Source organism: Rhodococcus globerulus, from assembly GCF_019334125.1.
Taxonomy (GTDB): Bacteria; Actinomycetota; Actinomycetes; order Mycobacteriales; family Mycobacteriaceae; genus Rhodococcus_F; species Rhodococcus_F globerula.
Genome location: NZ_CP079698.1, coordinates 5,460,099 through 5,478,105 on the forward strand (window position 1 = coordinate 5,460,099; position 18,007 = coordinate 5,478,105).

General features: G+C 63.4%; 17 protein-coding genes. 12 read left to right on the forward strand and 5 right to left on the reverse strand.

Annotated features, from left to right (window positions below; translation table 11 throughout):
• Positions 1–6 precede the first annotated feature (6 nt).
• The 3 genes from KYT97_RS24915 to KYT97_RS24925 are packed head-to-tail and all read left to right on the forward strand — an operon-like array spanning position 7 to position 2,938.
• Complete coding sequence (locus tag KYT97_RS24915; protein WP_219110916.1) at positions 7–1,218, forward strand: MFS transporter; 1,212 nt, start codon at positions 7–9, stop codon at positions 1,216–1,218.
• A 44-nt stretch (positions 1,219–1,262) separates the two neighbouring features.
• Complete coding sequence (locus KYT97_RS24920; RefSeq protein WP_045068789.1) at positions 1,263–1,616, forward strand: VOC family protein; 354 nt, start codon at positions 1,263–1,265, stop codon at positions 1,614–1,616.
• Between the two features lie 29 nt (positions 1,617–1,645).
• Positions 1,646–2,938: a M18 family aminopeptidase gene (locus tag KYT97_RS24925; protein ID WP_141486475.1), complete on the forward strand. Its 1,293-nt coding sequence runs from the start codon at positions 1,646–1,648 to the stop codon at positions 2,936–2,938.
• Here the strand turns inward: KYT97_RS24925 and KYT97_RS24930 are convergent.
• Positions 2,922–3,896, reverse strand: a complete 975-nt coding sequence (locus tag KYT97_RS24930; RefSeq protein WP_116102360.1) for a Dyp-type peroxidase — start codon at positions 3,894–3,896, stop codon at positions 2,922–2,924. The genes KYT97_RS24925 and KYT97_RS24930 overlap by 17 nt on opposite strands.
• Positions 3,897–4,148: 252 nt before the next feature.
• Here KYT97_RS24930 and purL point away from each other — a divergent pair, with 252 nt between their 5' ends.
• From purL to purM, 9 genes are all read left to right on the forward strand, one after another.
• The gene (gene purL, locus KYT97_RS24935; RefSeq protein WP_033233942.1) at positions 4,149–6,428 is read left to right on the forward strand and encodes a phosphoribosylformylglycinamidine synthase subunit PurL; all 2,280 of its coding nucleotides are present in this window, start codon (positions 4,149–4,151) and stop codon (positions 6,426–6,428) included.
• A 3-nt stretch (positions 6,429–6,431) separates the two neighbouring features.
• Positions 6,432–8,216, forward strand: a complete 1,785-nt coding sequence (locus tag KYT97_RS24940) for an alpha/beta hydrolase (protein WP_033233943.1) — start codon at positions 6,432–6,434, stop codon at positions 8,214–8,216.
• Positions 8,213–8,869 carry a CPBP family intramembrane glutamic endopeptidase gene (locus KYT97_RS24945; protein ID WP_219110917.1) on the forward strand — a complete coding sequence of 219 codons (657 nt, stop codon included), beginning with the start codon at positions 8,213–8,215 and terminating at the stop codon, positions 8,867–8,869. Before KYT97_RS24940 ends, KYT97_RS24945 begins: the two co-directional genes overlap by 4 nt.
• A complete protein-coding gene (locus KYT97_RS24950) occupies positions 8,869–9,255 on the forward strand; it encodes a sterol carrier family protein (protein WP_033233945.1) in 387 nt (128 codons plus the stop codon). Before KYT97_RS24945 ends, KYT97_RS24950 begins: the two co-directional genes overlap by 1 nt.
• Positions 9,256–9,641: 386 nt before the next feature.
• The gene (gene purF / locus KYT97_RS24955) at positions 9,642–11,219 is read left to right on the forward strand and encodes an amidophosphoribosyltransferase (protein ID WP_033233946.1); all 1,578 of its coding nucleotides are present in this window, start codon (positions 9,642–9,644) and stop codon (positions 11,217–11,219) included.
• 116 nt (positions 11,220–11,335) lie between these two features.
• On the forward strand, positions 11,336–11,944 hold the full coding sequence (locus tag KYT97_RS24960; RefSeq protein WP_033234334.1) for an AIM24 family protein: 609 nt from the start codon (positions 11,336–11,338) through the stop codon (positions 11,942–11,944).
• Between the two features lie 3 nt (positions 11,945–11,947).
• Complete coding sequence (locus KYT97_RS24965; RefSeq protein WP_033233947.1) at positions 11,948–12,625, forward strand: AIM24 family protein; 678 nt, start codon at positions 11,948–11,950, stop codon at positions 12,623–12,625.
• Between the two features lie 12 nt (positions 12,626–12,637).
• Complete coding sequence (locus tag KYT97_RS24970) at positions 12,638–13,384, forward strand: AIM24 family protein (protein ID WP_033233948.1); 747 nt, start codon at positions 12,638–12,640, stop codon at positions 13,382–13,384.
• Between the two features lie 192 nt (positions 13,385–13,576).
• Positions 13,577–14,656: a phosphoribosylformylglycinamidine cyclo-ligase gene (gene purM / locus KYT97_RS24975; RefSeq protein WP_033233949.1), complete on the forward strand. Its 1,080-nt coding sequence runs from the start codon at positions 13,577–13,579 to the stop codon at positions 14,654–14,656.
• A 148-nt stretch (positions 14,657–14,804) separates the two neighbouring features.
• Here purM and KYT97_RS24980 read toward each other — a convergent pair whose 3' ends face one another.
• From KYT97_RS24980 to ygfZ, 4 genes are all read right to left on the reverse strand, one after another.
• Complete coding sequence (locus KYT97_RS24980; RefSeq protein ID WP_033233950.1) at positions 14,805–15,008, reverse strand: DUF3073 domain-containing protein; 204 nt, start codon at positions 15,006–15,008, stop codon at positions 14,805–14,807.
• A gap of 224 nt (positions 15,009–15,232) precedes the next feature.
• Positions 15,233–16,186: an asparaginase gene (locus KYT97_RS24985; protein WP_033233951.1), complete on the reverse strand. Its 954-nt coding sequence runs from the start codon at positions 16,184–16,186 to the stop codon at positions 15,233–15,235.
• The gene (locus KYT97_RS24990; RefSeq protein ID WP_045068795.1) at positions 16,183–16,851 is read right to left on the reverse strand and encodes an MOSC domain-containing protein; all 669 of its coding nucleotides are present in this window, start codon (positions 16,849–16,851) and stop codon (positions 16,183–16,185) included. Before KYT97_RS24990 ends, KYT97_RS24985 begins: the two co-directional genes overlap by 4 nt.
• Entirely contained in the window at positions 16,848–17,933 is a 1,086-nt protein-coding gene (gene ygfZ, locus KYT97_RS24995) for a CAF17-like 4Fe-4S cluster assembly/insertion protein YgfZ (protein WP_219113119.1), read from the reverse strand. Before ygfZ ends, KYT97_RS24990 begins: the two co-directional genes overlap by 4 nt.
• Positions 17,934–18,007 lie beyond the last annotated feature (74 nt).

Genomic DNA, 18,007 nt, shown 5'->3' on the forward strand with positions numbered 1-18,007 from the left:
CAACCGATGACCACCGTCGAGGATCCGTCCGTTGCCCTCGCTCCTTCGGGTCTGCGGCGGGTCCTGGCGGCGTTGTGCCTGACAGAAATTACCAGTTGGGGAATCCTGTACTACGCGTTTCCTGTTCTGTCGGTGTCGATCTCACGCGACACCGGATGGTCGATCACGGTGATCGTGGCTGCGTTCTCCGTCAGTCAGCTGATTGCTGCCGCAGTCGGGATTCCGGTCGGGCGAGTCCTTGACCGACACGGGCCCCGCTGGGTCATGACCACGGGTTCGGTGCTAGCGGTCCCTGCGGTTGTCGCCATTGCGACAGCACCGACGATCCCTGTCTTTTTTGCCGGGTGGGTACTCGCAGGAGTCGCTATGGGGGCGGTGCTGTATCCACCGGCATTCGCCGCGTTGACGCGTTGGTACGGTGACGGCCACGTCAAAGCGCTGATGATCCTCACACTTGCCGCCGGCCTGGCCAGCACGATCTTCGCGCCGATTTCCGCTGTTCTCGACGATCGATTCGATTGGCGCACAACGTACTTGGTTCTCGCACTCATTTTGGCTGCAGTTACTATCCCCGGACATATCTGGGGTTTGCGAGGTCCGTGGCTCGAACCGGTCCGCCTTGCCGGGGCGCACCCAGGCATTTTCCGAAACGCCGTCCGCAGTCCAGCCTTTCTGGCACTCACCATTGCTCTCGCAGTCGGGGCGTTTGCCGCGTCCGCGGGAGTGTTCAATCTTGTGCTGCTGTTGATCGAGCGAGGTTTCAGTCCCGGTCTTGCCGCTCTGACGCTCGGGTTGGGCGGCGCCGGCCAGGTTGTCGGCCGACTCTTCTATCTGCCGTTTGCGGCACGAACGACCGTTCGTATGCGCACCGTATCCGTTATTGCAGTCGCCGGACTGAGCACCGCCGGGCTAGGTCTCACTGGCGTGGCCACCGTATTGATCGGTCTGGCAATCGGCGCGGGATTGGTCCGCGGAATCTTCACCCTCATCCAGGCAACTGCGATTACCGATCGATGGGGAAGAGAGCACTACGGCCGTCTGAGCGGAATCATGTCGGCGCCGATCGTCATTGCCATGGCGCTCGGGCCGTGGGCCGGCAGCGTGCTCTCGATGTGGTCCGGGAGTTATGCCCACGCCTACCTGATTCTCGGAGCGGTCGCCGTCGTTGCCGCCGCGATCGGTGCCGCAAGCATTCCCGCTGCGGTCTCTCCGAAGTGAGAGAATTTTCCTCAATTGTCGGTGCCTTCCTTTACCGTTGGCCCATGACACTGACTCTGGGAATGATCACATTCGACAGCCTTGATCCAGGTCCACTCGCGCGATGGTGGGCTGAGCAGTTGGGCGGCAGCGTCACACAGGAGAACGACGGATGGTTCTACGTCGTCGAGGTTCCCGGCGCCTCCGCCAATTTTGCCTTCCAGAAAGTCCCGGATCCCACGGCCGGAAAGAACCGAATCCACCTCGATCTGTCCAGCGAGGATCTCGACGCTGAAGTGTCGCGGCTGATCGAGGCCGGCGCCTCTGAGCATCACCGCGAGAACATGGACGGATTCCGCTGGGTGACACTGACAGACCCAGACGGCAATCAGTTCTGTGTGTCCGGCGCCCACAGCTGAGTGGTGGCTAGTCGGGCATGATGAAGGACATGACTTCCCACCCTTCTCTGACCGGGGCCGACGCTACTGGCCTGTGCAGTTTCGTTGATTCGTCGCCGTCACCGTTCCACGTATGTGCAACAGTGGCGTCGCAGCTCACAGCCAGCGGATTTGTGGAACTGCAGGAGACCCAGGCGTGGCCGTCGGAGCCGGGACGGTATTTCCTGGTGCGGGGCGGTTCACTGATCGCGTGGAGTACCGACGGAGTAAGCGATTCCGCGCCGTTCCGCATCGTCGGCGGTCATACCGACAGCCCGAACTTGCGGGTGAAGCAGCATCCGGATCTGACGTCGGCGGGCTGGCAGATGGTAGGCCTCGAGCCGTATGGCGGAGCTTTGCTGAACTCGTGGCTTGATCGCGATCTCGGTATTTCCGGCCGTGTGAGTGTCCGGGTGGGAAACACTGTGGAGCAGAAGCTGGTTCGCATCGACGACCCGATTCTTCGCGTCCCGCAGTTGGCGATCCATCTGTCCGAGGACCGCAAGGGCGTCACACTGGATCCGCAGCGGCATGTCAACGGAATCTGGGGTGTGGGCACCAAGCCCAAGTCATTCATCGGATTTGTCGCCGATCGGGCCGGAGTGGCTGAATCATCCGTTCTGGGTTGGGAGTTGATGACTCACGACCTGGCGCCGAGCGCTGTGGTTGGCCTGGGCAAAGAGCTCGTCAGTGCGCCGCGGCTCGACAACCAGGGCACGTGTTATGCCGGGACACAAGCACTTCTAGCCGCCGCCGAATCTCCGGGGAGCCATGTGCCCGTGCTTGCGCTCTTCGATCACGAAGAGGTAGGCAGCATGTCCGACCGCGGTGCGTTCTCGGATCTGCTCAACACGGTCCTCGAACGAATAGTGTTGGGCCGCGGCGGTGGGCGCGGCGAATTCCTACAGGCGATGGCAGGTTCGGTGTGCGCATCCGGCGACATGGCGCACGCGACGCATCCCAACTACCCAGAACGTCACGAACCCGCGCACCGCATCGAGATCAACGGTGGGCCGGTGCTCAAGGTCAACCAGAATCTGCGATACGCGACGGACGCTGCCGGTGCCGGTGAGTTCGCGCTTGCCTGCGACCAAGCAGGAGTTCCGTTGCAGCGCTACGTGCATCGGGCTGATCTGCCGTGCGGTTCTACCATCGGACCGATCACCGCATCGCGGACCGGGCTGTCCACCGTGGACGTCGGGGCGCCTCAGCTCGCAATGCACTCGGCTCGCGAGTTGATGGGCGCTGCCGACATCACGATGTATGCGGACGCTCTCGGCGCGTTTCTTACACCAAGGAGTTAGAGGCCATAGCGGGGAGTTTCTCGAAGAATTCCGTGGTCGGGGTAAAGAACATCGAACCCGTCACGGCTGTCGAGAAGTCGAGAAGGCGGTCGTAGTTACCGCGCGGTGAGCCGAGGAACATGTTCTCCAACATGCGCTCGGTGATGGCGGGAGTGGCGCAGTACCCGATGAAGAATGTGCCGATCTCGTCATCACCGAGGCGTCCGTACGGCATGTTGGCGCGCAGAATTTCGAGGGAGTTGCCGTCGTCGTCCTTGATCGCGTTGAGCGCGACGTGTGAGTTGGCCGGCATGACGTCCTTGGACATCTCGATGTCCTCGAGTTTGGTGCGGCCGATGACGCGTTCCTGTTCGTCGACTGTGATCGCTTCCCACTCACGCATGTTGTGAATGTATCGCTGGATATGGACGTAACTGCCGCCCGAGAAATCGGGATCTTCGTCGCCGACGGTCACGGCAGCGATCGCGGCGCGGCCCGACGGGTTCTCGGTTCCGTCAACGAAGCCGATGAGGTCGCGGTTCTCGAAATACTGGAAACCGTGAATCTCGTCGACAACAGTTGCCGCGCCGTGCAGGCGCTTCGTGATCTGACGAGCTACCTCGAAGCACGCGTCCATGCTCATCGCACGAATGTGGAAGAGCAGATCTCCGGGCGTCGACGGCGCGTGATGGACGTCTCCCTGCAGAGCAGTGAACGGTCGTAGCAAGGCGGGCCGTGGACCGGCGAACAAACGATCCCAGACGTCCGAACCGATGCTGGTCACCACGTCCAAACCGGAACCGGGAACGCGCAGACCCACCGACCGCTGCAGGCCGGCCACATCGGCGAGCAATGCGCGCGTTGTGTCCTCCCCACCAGGGTTCACCGTCGCAACCAGGAAAATCGCCGCGGGAGTCAGGGGGGTCGTCACCGACTGGGATTGAGCCGTGACGTCCGACTGACGCACATCCTGTGGCATGGGGAAACCTTCCGTTCGAGTACCAAGCGACACCGGACCGAAAATAAAAACCGACCGGTTACCGAAACCGTAAACGAGTGTGACGGGGACGACTTCGAAGACCCGCTGCTCGCGTCGGTGCCGCCGTCTGCGGAAGTCGTCGGCCCACCCCGATAGACTGTCTCCCGGCACGTTCTTTCGTTGGGCACATTTGTGGTGTCCCGCTCCGCGCCGGCTCGCTCTTGACTCCCGTAGGGAAGGGACCCCTCTCCAGTGTCTGCTCATCAGGTCGATACCGTCACGCACGCATCGGCTGATCCCGATGCCGCTCAGCCGTTCAAGGAGCTAGGTCTCAAGGACGACGAATATGCCCGCATCAAGGAGATCCTGGGTCGCCGTCCCACGGACGCCGAACTGGCGATGTACTCGGTGATGTGGAGCGAGCACTGCTCGTACAAGTCCTCCAAGGTCCACCTCGGCTACTTCGGCAAGACCACCACCGACGAGATGCGCGCCAACATGCTGGCCGGTATCGGTGAGAACGCCGGCGTCGTCGACATCGGCGACGGTTGGGCAGTCACGTTCAAGGTCGAGAGCCACAACCACCCGTCCTACGTCGAGCCATACCAGGGTGCGGCAACCGGCGTCGGCGGCATCGTCCGCGACATCATGGCAATGGGTGCCCGGCCGATCGCCGTCATGGATCAGCTGCGTTTCGGCGCTGCTGACGCGCCGGATACCCGTCGCGTCGTCGACGGTGTCGTGCGCGGCGTCGGTGGATACGGCAACTCCCTCGGCCTCCCCAACATCGGCGGCGAGACCGTCTTCGACGAGTCCTATGCCGGCAACCCACTGGTCAACGCCCTCGCAGCCGGCGTCATGCGTGTCGAGGATCTGCACCTGGCCTTTGCTTCGGGCGCAGGCAACAAGATCATCCTGTTCGGCGCTCGTACCGGTCTCGACGGCATCGGCGGCGTCTCGGTTCTCGCGTCGGCAACGTTCGACGGTGACGGTGGCGGTCGTAAGAAGCTCCCTGCGGTTCAGGTGGGCGACCCCTTCACCGAGAAGGTGCTCATCGAGTGCTGCCTCGACCTTTACAAGGCCGGACTCGTAGTCGGTATCCAGGACCTCGGCGGCGCCGGACTGTCCTGCGCCACCTCCGAGCTGGCTGCAGCCGGTGACGGCGGAATGCACATCAACCTCGAGAAGGTTCCGATGCGCGCCACCGGAATGACCCCGGCCGAGGTTCTCTCCAGCGAATCGCAGGAGCGCATGTGCGCCGTGGTCACGCCCGAGAACGTCGACGCGTTCATGGAGGTCTGCAAGAAGTGGGACGTCCTGGCCACCGACATCGGCGAGGTCACCGACGGTGAGCACCTCACCATCTCCTGGCACGGCGAGACCGTCGTCGACGTTCCCCCGCGCACCGTCGCTCACGAGGGCCCGGTCTACCACCGTCCCGTCGAGCGTCCGGCCACCCAGGACGCGTTGATCGCGAACACCACCGCAGGACTCAAGCGCCCCGAGACGGATGAAGAACTCGAAGCCACCCTGCTGAAGATGATTGCTTCGCCTGCGCTGTGCAGCCGCAAGTGGATCACCGAGCAGTACGACCGCTACGTCCGCGGCAACACCGTTCTGGCCGAGAACGCCGACGGCGGCGTCATCCGCATCGACGAGAAGACCGGCCGCGGAATCGCGCTGTCCACCGACGCCTCGGGCCGCTACACCGCGCTCGACCCGTACACCGGTGCGCAGCTCGCTCTCGCAGAGGCATTCCGCAACGTGGCAGTCACGGGCGCGACGCCCAAGGCCGTCTCCAACTGCCTCAACTTCGGTTCCCCCGAAGACCCGGGCGTCATGTGGCAGTTCCAGCAGGCCGTTCGCGGCCTCGCAGATGGTTGCGCCACACTCGGAATCCCGGTCACCGGCGGCAACGTCAGCTTCTACAACCAGACCGGCACCACGCCGATCCTGCCGACGCCGGTGGTTGCCGTCCTCGGTGTGATCGACGACGTTCACCGCCGTATCCCGACGGGCCTCGGACTCGAGCCCGGCGAGACGCTGATCCTGCTCGGCGACACCCACGACGAGTTCGACGGTTCCATCTGGTCGCAGGTCGAGCACGGCCATCTCGGTGGCGTGCCGCCGAAGGTCGACCTCGCCCGTGAGCAGCTTCTCGCCGACATCCTGCTCGCGTCGTCGCGTGACGGCCTCGTCACCGCAGCCCACGACCTGTCCGAAGGTGGACTGGCGCAGGCAGTAATCGAAGCCGCACTGGCCGGCGAAACCGGCTGCCGCATCCTGCTTCCCGAAGATGCCGACCCGTTCGTGGCACTCTTCTCCGAGTCCTCGGGTCGCGTCCTGGTGGCGGTTCCGCGCACCGAGGAAACGCGCTTCACCGGAATGTGCACCGCTCGCGGCTTGCCGTGGACGCGTATCGGCGTCGTCGACGAGGGCAGCGACTCCGTGGAGATTCAGGGACACTTCTCCGTCACGATGGCCAAGCTCCGTGAGGCCTTCGAGGGAACGCTGCCTGCCCTGTTCGGGTGATAGATGGTCGATTCCGGAGAACTGACTTCTTCTGACAGCCAGCCGCAGGAACACCACCTGCGGCTGGCTGTTCCCGCATCTCTCGAGAAGCTCGACAATCCCTTCACCGAGTGGGCGTGGGGGCTCCTCAAACTCGACTTCACCGGCATTGCGTTTGCCGCGTTCTTCTTCTGCTGGTCGCTGACTCCTTCGCTGTTGCCGCGTGATTGGCTGTTCCAAGGTTTGATCGGCGGTATCAACTCGGCCATCGGTTACGGCGTCGGAACGGCAATCGGGTGGGCCGTGGAGCGGTATTTGCTTAGTGGCCGTCGCTGGTGGCCTCTTCCCGAACCGGTGCCGAGCGCGATCAAGATCTTTGTTCCGGTCGCGTCGATCGTTGCCTCGATCATCATGCTCGTCTACGCCGCGGGGTGGCAGCGCGAAATCGCCGCGCTGACCGACGCGGAAGGCACCACCACCAGCGGATACATTCGCACTCTCGGCCTGAGCGTGCTCATCGGTGGTTCACTGATCGCGTTGTGGCGGTTGCTTCACGATCTGGTGAAACTCATTGCGCGCGTGCTGATGCGACGCTTCCGCTGGTCGCGGTCGGTTGCCAACGGCGTCGGCGTTGTGGTTGTGACGGTTCTGTTCTTCATGTTGGTCGACGGCGTACTGGTGCGCGGAATCTACGCCGCGACCAACTCGATCTTCAGTCTGCAGAACTCCACCACGCGCGACGGCGTCGTAGAACCACAGGATCCGATGAAATCGGGCAGCCCCGAATCTGCCGCGCCCTGGGACACATTGGGGTTCGAGGGACGGAACTTCGTCTCACGCGGATTGAACGCACAGGAACTCGAAGCGGCCAACGGCAAGCCCGCGACGGACCCCATCCGCGTGTATGCGGGCTTGGAAAGTGCCGAAGATCCGGATGAGCGCATGGATCTGGTCATCAAGGAACTCGAGCGGACCGGCGCTTTCCAGCGCAAGGTGCTCGTTGTCATTCCGACGACCGGTACCGGTTGGGTGAATCCCACCGCTGCGCAAGCGATCGAGTTGGTCGGAAACGGCGATACGGCGCTGGTCGCCAGCCAGTATTCGTATCTGCCGAGCTGGATCTCTTTCCTCGCAGATCAGGAAAAGGCGCAAGCTGCCGGACGCCTCTTGATCGAGCGGGTTCACGAAAGATGGCTCCAGGAACCGGAAGCCACCAGACCCAAGTTCATGGTTTACGGCGAAAGCCTCGGCGTCATGGCCGGCGCTGGAGCTTTCGACACTCTTCAAGCTGCCCGCGAGACCGCTGACGGAATCTTGTGGGTGGGCCCGCCAAACGCCACGTCGCTGTGGCGTTCGATTGTGCAACGACGCGACCCCGGCACAACCGAAGTGGCTCCCGTCTACGCCGACGGTCTGGCCGGGGTCCGGTTTGCGGATCGAGCCGAAGACATTCCGACCGCAGCAATGGTGTGGCCGGACCCCCATGTGCTGTTCATCCAGCACCCATCGGATCCGGTGGTGTGGTGGTCGCCCGACCTCATGTTCAACCGCCCACCGTGGTTGAAGGAGATCCCTGGATTCGACCGGTCGCCGTCGATGAAATGGTTCCCGATCGTCACGTTCTGGCAGGTCTCTGCAGATCTCGGTAATGCTGCGGGTGTTCCGGACGGGCACGGCCACAACTACGGAACCACCGTGCTCGACGGCTGGGTCAGCGTCGCTCAACCAGAAGGCTGGACGGCGGCAGACACCGAGCGAGTGCGGGCGTCACTGGTTGCCGCGTTGCAGTCTCAAGGCCCGGAGAAATGAGGGGAGTAGCGTCGATTGCGCTCTCGGTAGCTGCGATCACGTGGAGCAATGCGGTGCTCCCGGCGTTCGGACTTTCACCCCGCGCGCGGGCAGTGGTCAACACCGTGGTGGGGTGCTCGGCCATCGGAGTCCTTCGGGCGCGCGGTTACAGCCGTGAGGAATTGGGTTTGGCCCACACCGGTATTCGTGGCGGTGCGCGGTTCGGGGGAGCTGCGGCCGGGGCAGTCCTTACCGGTTACAGCGTTGCCTTGGCCGTTCCGTCGTTGCGCGCGACCCTCGCTGCCGACGAGCGCGCGGACGGTCGCGAAGACTTCCTCGAATGGATCATCCTGCATATCCCGTTCGGTACGGTGTTGTCCGAAGAATTGTTGTTCCGCAGCGCTATGTCCGCAGTCTGGAATCGTGAACTGAACCGCCCAACAGCGCAGGCCGTGCATGCTCTCACCTTCGGGTTGTGGCACGTCGCGCCGGCGCGCGGCGCCGGCGACAATGTCCCTGCCGCAGTGGCCTTTACGGGCGCGTCGGCGTTGCTGTTCGAGTGGCTGCACCGCCGAGGTGGCAGCGTCCTCGCGCCGGCGTTACTGCATCTGGCGACCAATGCCGGTGGAGCACTTGCCGTTCGAATCGCCACCAATGGACAGGGAGTGAACTGATGCCACCGCGCCGCGCGGTCGACCCCGCAGAATTTCGTGCCGCGATCCTTGCTGTCGGAGCTTGGCTTCGAGATCCGGAGCTTCCGAAGCCTTCTCGTGCTGAACTCGGTGCGGCAGTGAAGATGAGTGCGCGCACTCTCGAACAGATTGCTCCTGGATCGAGCGTCGAGGTGCGGGTCCCACCCTTTGTCGCGGTGCAATGCATCGAAGGTCCGCGTCACACTCGCGGAACCCCACCCAACGTCGTCGAAACAGATACTCGTACATGGTTGTTGATGGTGACCGGTCTGCTCGAGTTCGGTGAAGCTGCCGCTGACGGCCGGGTTGACGCATCCGGCAGTCGGGCTCCCGAAATTGCGCACTGGTTGCCGCTACTGCGATTGTGACATCAAGCTACGAACGGTTAGCTGACGAAACACTCAGTAGGGGGCTGACGTCGTAGTGGGGTCCGAATCTCTCGCGAGCGACTGATGCAGCCCTGACATGGTGCAGGTGGATCGACCAGGCGATCACGACGCTCAATTCGAGAATGAGAACGGTCGGCTCATCAGTGGAGGTCCTTCCAGGCGGCATCTTTTTCGGCGAATACGGAGTAGTAGGTTGCGGGGCTCCGAACTGAGTGGCGCGCCGTGAGCCATCGCTGAAATTCGCCGCGTCGACTACAGAGACTGATCGGTCCGATTCAAGGCAAGGTTGCCCTGGGCAAGGCACGAGGAAAATTGGCCGTAGACTGTGTATGCCCCCCAACCCCTGCCCACAAAGGGAGCGCCACGTGACTCGTGCCGATCTGTCGGTCAACAGTCCAAATCTCCTCGCTACGAACCCGTCCGACGAGGACGAGAACGAGCCCCGCGAAGAATGCGGTGTATTCGGCGTCTGGGCGCCGGGAGAGGATGTGGCGAAGCTCACGTATTACGGACTGTATGCGCTACAACACCGTGGTCAGGAAGCTGCCGGCATTGCGGTGGCCGACGGCTCCCAGGTGCTGGTGTTCAAGGATCTCGGGCTGGTCAGCCAGGTGTTCGACGAGCAGACCCTCGCAGCGATGCCAGGTCACGTCGCCGTCGGACATTGCCGTTACTCCACGACCGGGTCCACGACGTGGGAGAACGCGCAGCCCATCTTCCGCACCACGACGGCGGGCACGGGCATCGCCCTCGGCCACAACGGCAACCTGGTGAACACCGCTGAACTCGCGAGCCGCACTCGCGCAGCCGGCCTGGTCAACGACAAGCGCCCAAACGCTGCGACTTCCGACTCCGACCTCATCGGTGGTCTGCTGGCACACGCTGCCGGCGACAGCACCATCGAGCAGGCCGCCATGGAACTGCTTCCCACTCTGGAAGGCGCGTTCTGCCTCACCTTCATGGACGAGCACACGCTCTACGCAGCGCGTGATCCGCACGGAATTCGTCCGCTCTGCCTCGGTCGCCTGGATCGCGGTTGGGTGGTTGCCAGCGAGACCGCAGCCCTCGACATCGTGGGCGCGTCGTTCGTCCGCGACATCGAACCCGGTGAGCTGCTCGCGATCGACGCCGACGGCGTCCGCTCCTCCCGTTTCGCGAACCCGACGCCCAAGGGTTGCGTCTTCGAATACGTCTACCTCGCCCGTCCCGACAGCGTGATCGGTGGCCGTTCGGTCCACTCGACCCGCGTCGAAATCGGCCGCCTGCTCGCCAGCGAGCATCCTGCCGAGGGTGACTTGGTCATTCCGGTTCCCGAGTCCGGCACTCCCGCAGCAGTCGGGTACGCACAGGGTTCAGGCATTCCCTACGGCCAGGGACTGATGAAGAACGCCTACGTCGGCCGTACCTTCATCCAGCCGTCGCAGACCATTCGTCAGCTCGGCATCAGGCTCAAGCTCAACCCGCTCAAGGAAGTTATCCGCGGCAAACGGCTTGTTGTGGTGGATGATTCGATCGTCCGCGGCAACACGCAGCGTGCGCTCATCCGGATGCTCCGCGAAGCCGGCGCCCTCGAAATTCACGTCCGCATCGCTTCGCCGCCGGTCAAGTGGCCATGCTTCTACGGCATCGACTTCGCCTCACCGGCCGAATTGATCGCCAACGGAGCAGGCGGACAGGATGCCACGTTCGAGGAGATGCTCGACGGTGTGCGTCGTTCCATCGGAGCGGACAGCCTCGGCTACATCTCCACCGAAGGCATGATCGCGGCTACCGAGCAGCCCGCAAGCCGTCTCTGTGCTGCCTGCTTCGACGGCACCTACCCGATTGCGCTCCCGAAGGAGACGTCGATGGGTAAGAACGTCCTCGAAGGCATGCTCGAGAGTGCGGCCGGTTCGGCTGCCACGCGCGACAACGACAACGCGAGCGCACTCAGCCGCCCGTAATCCGCCGAAACGGATAATTTGCCGCCCCGATTGTCGGGGCGGCAAATTTTTTTATGTTTCCGGTCACGTCAAGTGTCGCGGCTATCTGGCATAGTGCCCTCGTGGCGCAACTGAGAATGGATGGGCATCGAGTCCTGGTCGCGGACTTGATGGGGGACACCATCAAAGCGATCAGCGGATCTATGGTGGCGTACGAGGGTGCGGTCACCTTCAAGAACGCCGGAATGGGCGGAGGCGGTGGAATCCGCGCTGCGCTCAAACAGAAGGCAGCCGGAGAGTCGCTGTCCTTGATGGAAGTCAGTGGTCAAGGCACCGTTTACTTCGCCGTGGACGCCCAGGACATCACGATCATCGAACTCAACAACGACGCTCTCCACGTAGAAGCATCACAGCTGTTGGCAATCGTGGGACAGCTACGCACCGACGTGAAATTTGCCGGCCTCCGCGGCGCCGGCTCCGGCCAGGGATTGTTCACGACAGTTGTCAGCGGCACCGGTCTGGTGGCCGTGCTGTCGAAGGGCGGGCCGATCATCGCCCTCGAAGTCAGCCCGCAGTACCCGCTTGTTGCCGACCCCGACGCCTTTGTCGCCCACCGCGGACAACTGAATCAGAGCTTCGTCACCGACGTCACCTGGCGGTCCGCGATCGGCGGTGGCAGCGGTGAGGCGTTCTCGCTGCGCTTCGACGGATCCGGCGTCGTCTACATCCAGCCCGAGGAGCGCTGAACCATGCCGTTAGAAAAGGTGAACAGCAAGGTCGTCAAGTCGACTCTCGTTCCAGGGCAGAACGTGCTGGCCCGAACCGGATCGATGCTCTACTACACCGGCGACGTCAGATTCGTCCCGCACAGCATGGGCGGCGGTCCTGGTGCGATGCCGAATATGGGTGGCATCGCGGGCATGGCCGGCCGGATGATGTCGGGCGAACATGCACGCATGATGGCGGCAGAAGGACAGGGCGAGGTCCACTACGGTCACGCCGGACTGTACGTCGACGTGATCCATCTGGACGGCTCGTCCATGCTCACCGTGGAAGCAGATCGTCTTCTAGCGCATGACGCCTACCTGCAAAGTTCGATCGTGGCCTTGACGTCGCAAGGTGGTGTTCGCGGCGCCGTCCGCGGTGCGATGACAGGGCAAGGACTGTTCACGACACAACTGCACGGGCAGGGAAGCGTCGCGGTGCTCTCGCACGGCGGGGCAATTCCTCTGCAGGTCGGTCCGAACAATCCCCAAGTTGTGGTGGACCCACAGGCGTACGTGTGCCACCTCGGGCAGATCACCGTCGACATCTCCGCCAACGTCGGCTGGCGTGAAGCCGTCGGCAAGGGCTCGGGGGAGTCCATTCAGCTGAAGATGACCGGTATGGGCACCGTCTGGGTTCAGGCGTCCGAGCAGAAGTTCTGAGGGAGAAATCGAATGAGTATCGAAATTCACACTCCGGCATCTCTGCCTGCGAACGACAACGTCCCGGGGAATGACTACGCCTTCTGCATCGAGCTGACCGGGCAGCCCTGGTTCACGTCCAAAGGCGCAATGATCGCGTACTACGGCATGGTCAATTTCGAGCCGCTCGGACGCACGAGCATGTCGGCGATGGTGGCGGCCAGATTCTCGTCGCCGCTGTACGCGGACGACTGGGTAATCGCCCAGGGCCAAGGCAAGCTGATTCTGGGCGACCGGGGATTCAACATCAATTCCTACGATCTCGACGACGGCAACCTCACGATCCGCGCTGCCAACCTGCTTGCCTTCGAGAACGGGCTCGAACTCAAACAGTCAATCGTGCCAGGCTTTTTGACGTTGCTCGGTACCGGGAAGTTTCTGGCGTCGTCCAACGGTCCGGTCATGTTTGCCGAACCTCCGTTGCGGATCGATCCGCAGGCTCTCGTCGGCTGGGCTGACTGCCCGTCGCCGTCCCACCACTTCGACGCCGACTGGATGCAGAGCTTCCTCGGTTCGGTGCGGGGAACCATGTTCGGTGCGAATACGGGTGAAGAGAAACAGTTCGATTTCACCGGCGCCGGAACGGTGCTGATCCAGTCGAGCGAGAAGGTTCTCAACGACGGACACCTCCTGCGGCACATCCAGTCGGAGACTGTTGCACTCGGGCAGAACAGTCTGCGGGCGCTGCACACCTCGATCGGTTCGCAGCTCCAGAACTGAGCGCGAACGGTACGCGAGGTCTCGTCAGCTGCCTGTGTCCGGTAGCGTAAGGGCGTAATCGTCGGTATTTGTGTGCGCTGAGGTCTTGTTCGCTCGAGTCGACCGCCTCGGCACGTCGCGAGGATTACACAACACATACCTGTGCACGGAGAAAACGTGCGCGAGAAATACTAGGGCTGGAGTAGTAATCCGATGACCGAGGACAGTCACCGCACAGCAGGCGCCTCCTACGCAGCAGCAGGAGTCGATATCGCCGCCGGCGACCGGGCGGTGGAACTCTTCGCCCCCATGGCCAAGAAGGCCAGCCGCCCCGAGGTCATGGGCGGCCTCGGCGGATTCGCCGGATTGTTCTCGCTCAAGGGTGACTACAAGGAGCCTGTCCTCGCTGCTTCCACCGACGGCGTCGGAACCAAGCTGGCCGTCGCTCAGGCGATGGACAAGCACGACACCGTCGGCCTCGACCTCGTCGCGATGGTTGTCGACGACCTCGTCGTCTGTGGCGCCGAGCCGCTCTTCCTTCAGGACTACATCGCCGTCGGACGCGTGATCCCCGAGCGAGTTGCCGAGATCGTGGGCGGCATCGCCGAGGGCTGCATCCAGGCCGGCTGCGCGCTGCTGGGCGGCGAGACCGCCGAGCACCCCGGCATCATGGCCGATGGTGACTACGACCTCTCCGCCACCGGCGTAGGCGTCGTCGAAGCGGAGAAGCTGCTCGGACCGGACCGCGTCCGTCCCGGCGACGTTGTCATCGCCATGGGATCCTCGGGTCTGCACTCCAACGGTTACTCACTGGCCCGCAAGGTGCTTCTCGAGATCGACCGTATGAACCTGAACGCACACGTCGACGAGTTCGGCCGCACCCTCGGTGAGGAGCTCCTCGAGCCCACCAAGATCTACGCCAAGGACTGCCTGGCCCTCGCTGCCGAGACCGACGTCCGCACCTTCTGCCACGTCACCGGTGGCGGCCTCGCGAACAACCTCGGACGCGTCATGCCCAAGGGACTCGTTGCCGAACTCGATCGTGGAACGTGGAGCCCCGCGGCAGTCTTCGCGATGATCGCGCAGCGTGGACGCGTCGAGCGCGCCGAGATGGAGCAGACCTTCAACATGGGTGTCGGCATGGTTGCCGTCGTCGCTCCTGAGGACGTCGATCGTGCGCTGGCCGTGCTCACCGCACGCCACATCGACTGCTGGACGCTGGGAAGCATCAAGAAGGCCTCGGACGCCGCAGCAGAGCGTGCGTTCCTGGCTGGAGATCACCCGCGCTTCTAAGCCGGTAAGACCACAAAGCTGCCCCACCGATTCAGTTCGGTGGGGCAGCTTTTTTGTGCGGATCGAGCACCTGGAAGAAGCACGCAAAAATGAGGAAGAGCGATCAGCTCTTCCTCATTTCACAGTCTGCGCAGATGGCAGTGCGCGGTCAACGCCGCCAGTCGTCGTAGTCGTCCTCTCGCGAATGCCCTTCCCTATCGGAAGTCTGGTCCGATCGGACACTGCTCCGATGCGAGTTGGTCGATCCACCTGCGAGCTCTCGTTGCAGGCTATCGAAATCCGTGGTCGGTACGCTGTACTTCAATTCGCGTGCAACCTTGGTCTGCTTTGCCTTAGCCCGGCCGCGGCCCATGGCTGACCCCCTCGCGCTTTCGCGGGGCGGCCTGGGGAATTTGGCGGCCCCGTTTGAGTGTGTAAGTTTCCTGACACACACTCTAGCCTGGAAAAGTCGCTTCCGCTTCCACGTGGCCCTCGTCGCCGTGTCTGTTTGCTCTCACTATGGCCGCGAGCTGCCAGGATGCTGACAGAACTGCTCAGAACTTTGTTAGAACTGCGCAAAAGTTTTCCCGGAACTACTCAGAAGTTCCCCGGAATCGCTCGAATCGTGCCCACGCGGGCATCCCCGCCGAACACCGGAGCCGACGCCAGAGCCGCCAATTCTTCGGTCCATTCGGTATTCATCCGCTTGAGTAGTGCGGCGGCCAACGGAAGCAGCGCCCGCTCGTGTCCGTCGTCGATCTTGAGAGCAAACGCCGAACCGTCGGGGAGGGCTCCCGCGTAGATACCGTCGTATCCGGTCTTGGTGAACAGGCCGCGCACCGCGGACATCAGACGCTGATCGTTGCGCCCGGTTCCGGAGACGAGGAACGGGTTGGCTCGCACGGCGTCGGCGACAGCGCGTTCCGGGGAATCAGGCGTCGCCGACGGCAGTCGACCGAAAGCTCGAGCCAGATTCGAGAGCGAGAGTGGCACGATCGGCAGGCCGCAGCCGTCGATTCCCAACTCCTGCTCCTCCTCGCCGCTGAGATCGAAGATCGTCTCCGCGATGGCGAGTTGCAGGGGATGTGTCGGTTCCATGTACGTCTCGAGCGGCCAGTCGTTCACCACGCACGTGGCGAGCATCGCGGAGTGCTTGCCCGAACAGGTCATGTAGATCGGGCTGGGGAGCTGGCCTGCGGCAATCAGCTCGGCGCGGGCCAGTTCGTTGCCTGGCAGATCTGCAGGGCACTGCAATTGATCTACGCGGAGGTCGTAACGTTCGAGTAGGCCCTCGACGAGTTCGATGTGGTCGGCTTCACCGGCATGCGACGACGCCGCGACGGCCAGTTCCTCCGGGCTGCTTGGTTCGAAGCCGTTGCGGAGCGCTGCGACGGCCTGCAGCGGCTTGTTTGCCGAGCGGGGATAGATGGGTGTGTGGATTTCGCCCACCCCCACAACCAGGTCGCCGTTGGCGTCGAGGATGACGGCCGATCCGCGGTGTACACACTCGCGGAATCCGGAGCGGACAACTTCGACCAGTTCAATGCTCACGAATGCACCTGTGTTTCCGCTCGTTCGACGAATGTGCTGATCCGCTCGAGGACGTTCGGCGCAAGATCGTGGTGACCGTTCAACAGTTGCCGCAGATGTTCGGGATCTGCGCCTGTGAATACTTGTCGAACCGTGACGCCGTGATCGGGGACGTGCACTCGCGTGACCGTATCGCCGGCTGCGAGTGTGCCCGTTCGGTTCACTCGCAGATACGCGCCGACATCGGCTCGCTGGGTGAACCGCTTGACCCAGCCCTTCTCGCCCGACCAGAGTCCGAAGGTGCCACACGGCACGCGGGGCCCGGTGACTTCGAGTTCCACCACATCGGACGAGTCCGCTCCGGTGATGTGCCAACGTTCGCCGATGACCGCGTCGGTCACGGCGATACCGCTGAGGCGAAGGTTCTCACCGAACCAACCGGGATGGAGAGGTCGGCCCAACTCCGTCGACCAACGCTGCGCTTCGGCATGGTCGTACGCGTAGACGGCTTGATACGCGCCGCCGTGGAATTCGGTGTCGCAGACATAGTCGCCGCCGAGGCCGAGTCGGCCCAAGGGGACCCGGCCGTCGACGGATCGTTTGTCGATTGCGGTTCGAGTCACGCGTTTGACGCCGCTGTCGCGTTCGGCATGTACGACGCACACGGCGTCCACGATGCCGGTCACTTCCCGCGCAATCGGTTGACGGCTTCACGTCCGGCCTGAGGTGCGTTGTCGTCGACTATCGAGTCCGGATCGATCGACGCGGCGCTGGGACCGGCAACTAATTCGGTCCCAGCGGGGACGTTGCGCTTGACCAGTGCGAGCGCGATAGGCCCGAGCTCGTGATGATTGACGACGGTTCCGACGCGGCCCACTGCGCGGCCACCGGCTGTGACGGGGTCGCCCGGTTCGGGGAGGGCTTCGGCGCTTCCGTCGAGGTGCAGGAGAACGATGTGACGCGGCGGCTTGCCGAGGTTGTGCACGCGCGCGACGGTTTCCTGACCGCGGTAGCAGCCCTTCTCGAGGTGGACCGCGCCGTGTTCGTCTGGGCCGCCGATCCACCGAACCTCGTGCGGGATGGTCTTCTCGTCGGTGTCGAGCCCGATTCGGGGGCGGACGGCTTCCACACGAAGGGCCTCGAAGGCCCAGGTTCCGGCGGGTGTGGCGCCGGCGTCGGTGAGCTTGGTCCACCAGGCTGCCAAGTGCTCGCGGGGTACGAGGAGATCGAAGGAGTCTTCGGTCGGCCACGGCATCCGACGGACGAAGCCGCCGCCTGGCAGGGCATGCGCGTCGTACACGTCGACGGGCGCACTCGTGCCGACAGCGTCGAGGACCGAGGCGGCTTTCGGCCCGAGAATGCTGAGAACGGCAAGTTCGTTGCCGTCGCGGGGTTCGGCCTTGGACCAGAACACCATCTTCTTCAGGAAGGCGAGGAGTGCGGGGCCTCGATCAGCCTCGGTGTCGATCCAGGTGACGCCGCCGAGGTCCGTCTGGACAAAGTGGTGCTCGACGCGGCCGTTGATGTCGAGGCTGAGATTCTCGGCGCTCTTCCCGTCGGGGAGCGCTGCAACGTGCTGGCTCGAAATGGTGTGCAGCCAGGTGAGTCGCTCGTCGCCGGGAATGGCGATGACAAATCGGTGGCTGCGATCGATGACGATCGCGTCGCGCTGCGCAGTCCGTTGCTCACCGAGTGGATCGCCGTGATGCCACGCGACACCGATGTCGACCGATCCGTCCGGGGCTGCGACCGCACCGGGGGCAGTCATGAGTGGGCTGTTGGGCACAAGAGCGTTGTCGACCACGTCACCAGTCTAGGAGTGTGGTCCGCGCGTTGGTCGAG

Coding starts and splice junctions, on each gene's coding strand:
- KYT97_RS24915 (WP_219110916.1), top strand. CDS start 7: ATGACCACCGTCGAGGATCCGTCCGTTGCCCTCGCTCCTTCGGGTCTG.
- KYT97_RS24920 (WP_045068789.1), top strand. CDS start 1,263: ATGACACTGACTCTGGGAATGATCACATTCGACAGCCTTGATCCAGGT.
- KYT97_RS24925 (WP_141486475.1), top strand. CDS start 1,646: ATGACTTCCCACCCTTCTCTGACCGGGGCCGACGCTACTGGCCTGTGC.
- KYT97_RS24930 (WP_116102360.1), bottom strand. CDS start 3,896: ATGCCACAGGATGTGCGTCAGTCGGACGTCACGGCTCAATCCCAGTCG.
- KYT97_RS24940 (WP_033233943.1), top strand. CDS start 6,432: ATGGTCGATTCCGGAGAACTGACTTCTTCTGACAGCCAGCCGCAGGAA.
- KYT97_RS24945 (WP_219110917.1), top strand. CDS start 8,213: ATGAGGGGAGTAGCGTCGATTGCGCTCTCGGTAGCTGCGATCACGTGG.
- KYT97_RS24950 (WP_033233945.1), top strand. CDS start 8,869: ATGCCACCGCGCCGCGCGGTCGACCCCGCAGAATTTCGTGCCGCGATC.
- KYT97_RS24960 (WP_033234334.1), top strand. CDS start 11,336: ATGGATGGGCATCGAGTCCTGGTCGCGGACTTGATGGGGGACACCATC.
- KYT97_RS24965 (WP_033233947.1), top strand. CDS start 11,948: ATGCCGTTAGAAAAGGTGAACAGCAAGGTCGTCAAGTCGACTCTCGTT.
- KYT97_RS24970 (WP_033233948.1), top strand. CDS start 12,638: ATGAGTATCGAAATTCACACTCCGGCATCTCTGCCTGCGAACGACAAC.
- purM (WP_033233949.1), top strand. CDS start 13,577: ATGACCGAGGACAGTCACCGCACAGCAGGCGCCTCCTACGCAGCAGCA.
- KYT97_RS24980 (WP_033233950.1), bottom strand. CDS start 15,008: ATGGGCCGCGGCCGGGCTAAGGCAAAGCAGACCAAGGTTGCACGCGAA.
- ygfZ (WP_219113119.1), bottom strand. CDS start 17,933: ATGACTGCCCCCGGTGCGGTCGCAGCCCCGGACGGATCGGTCGACATC.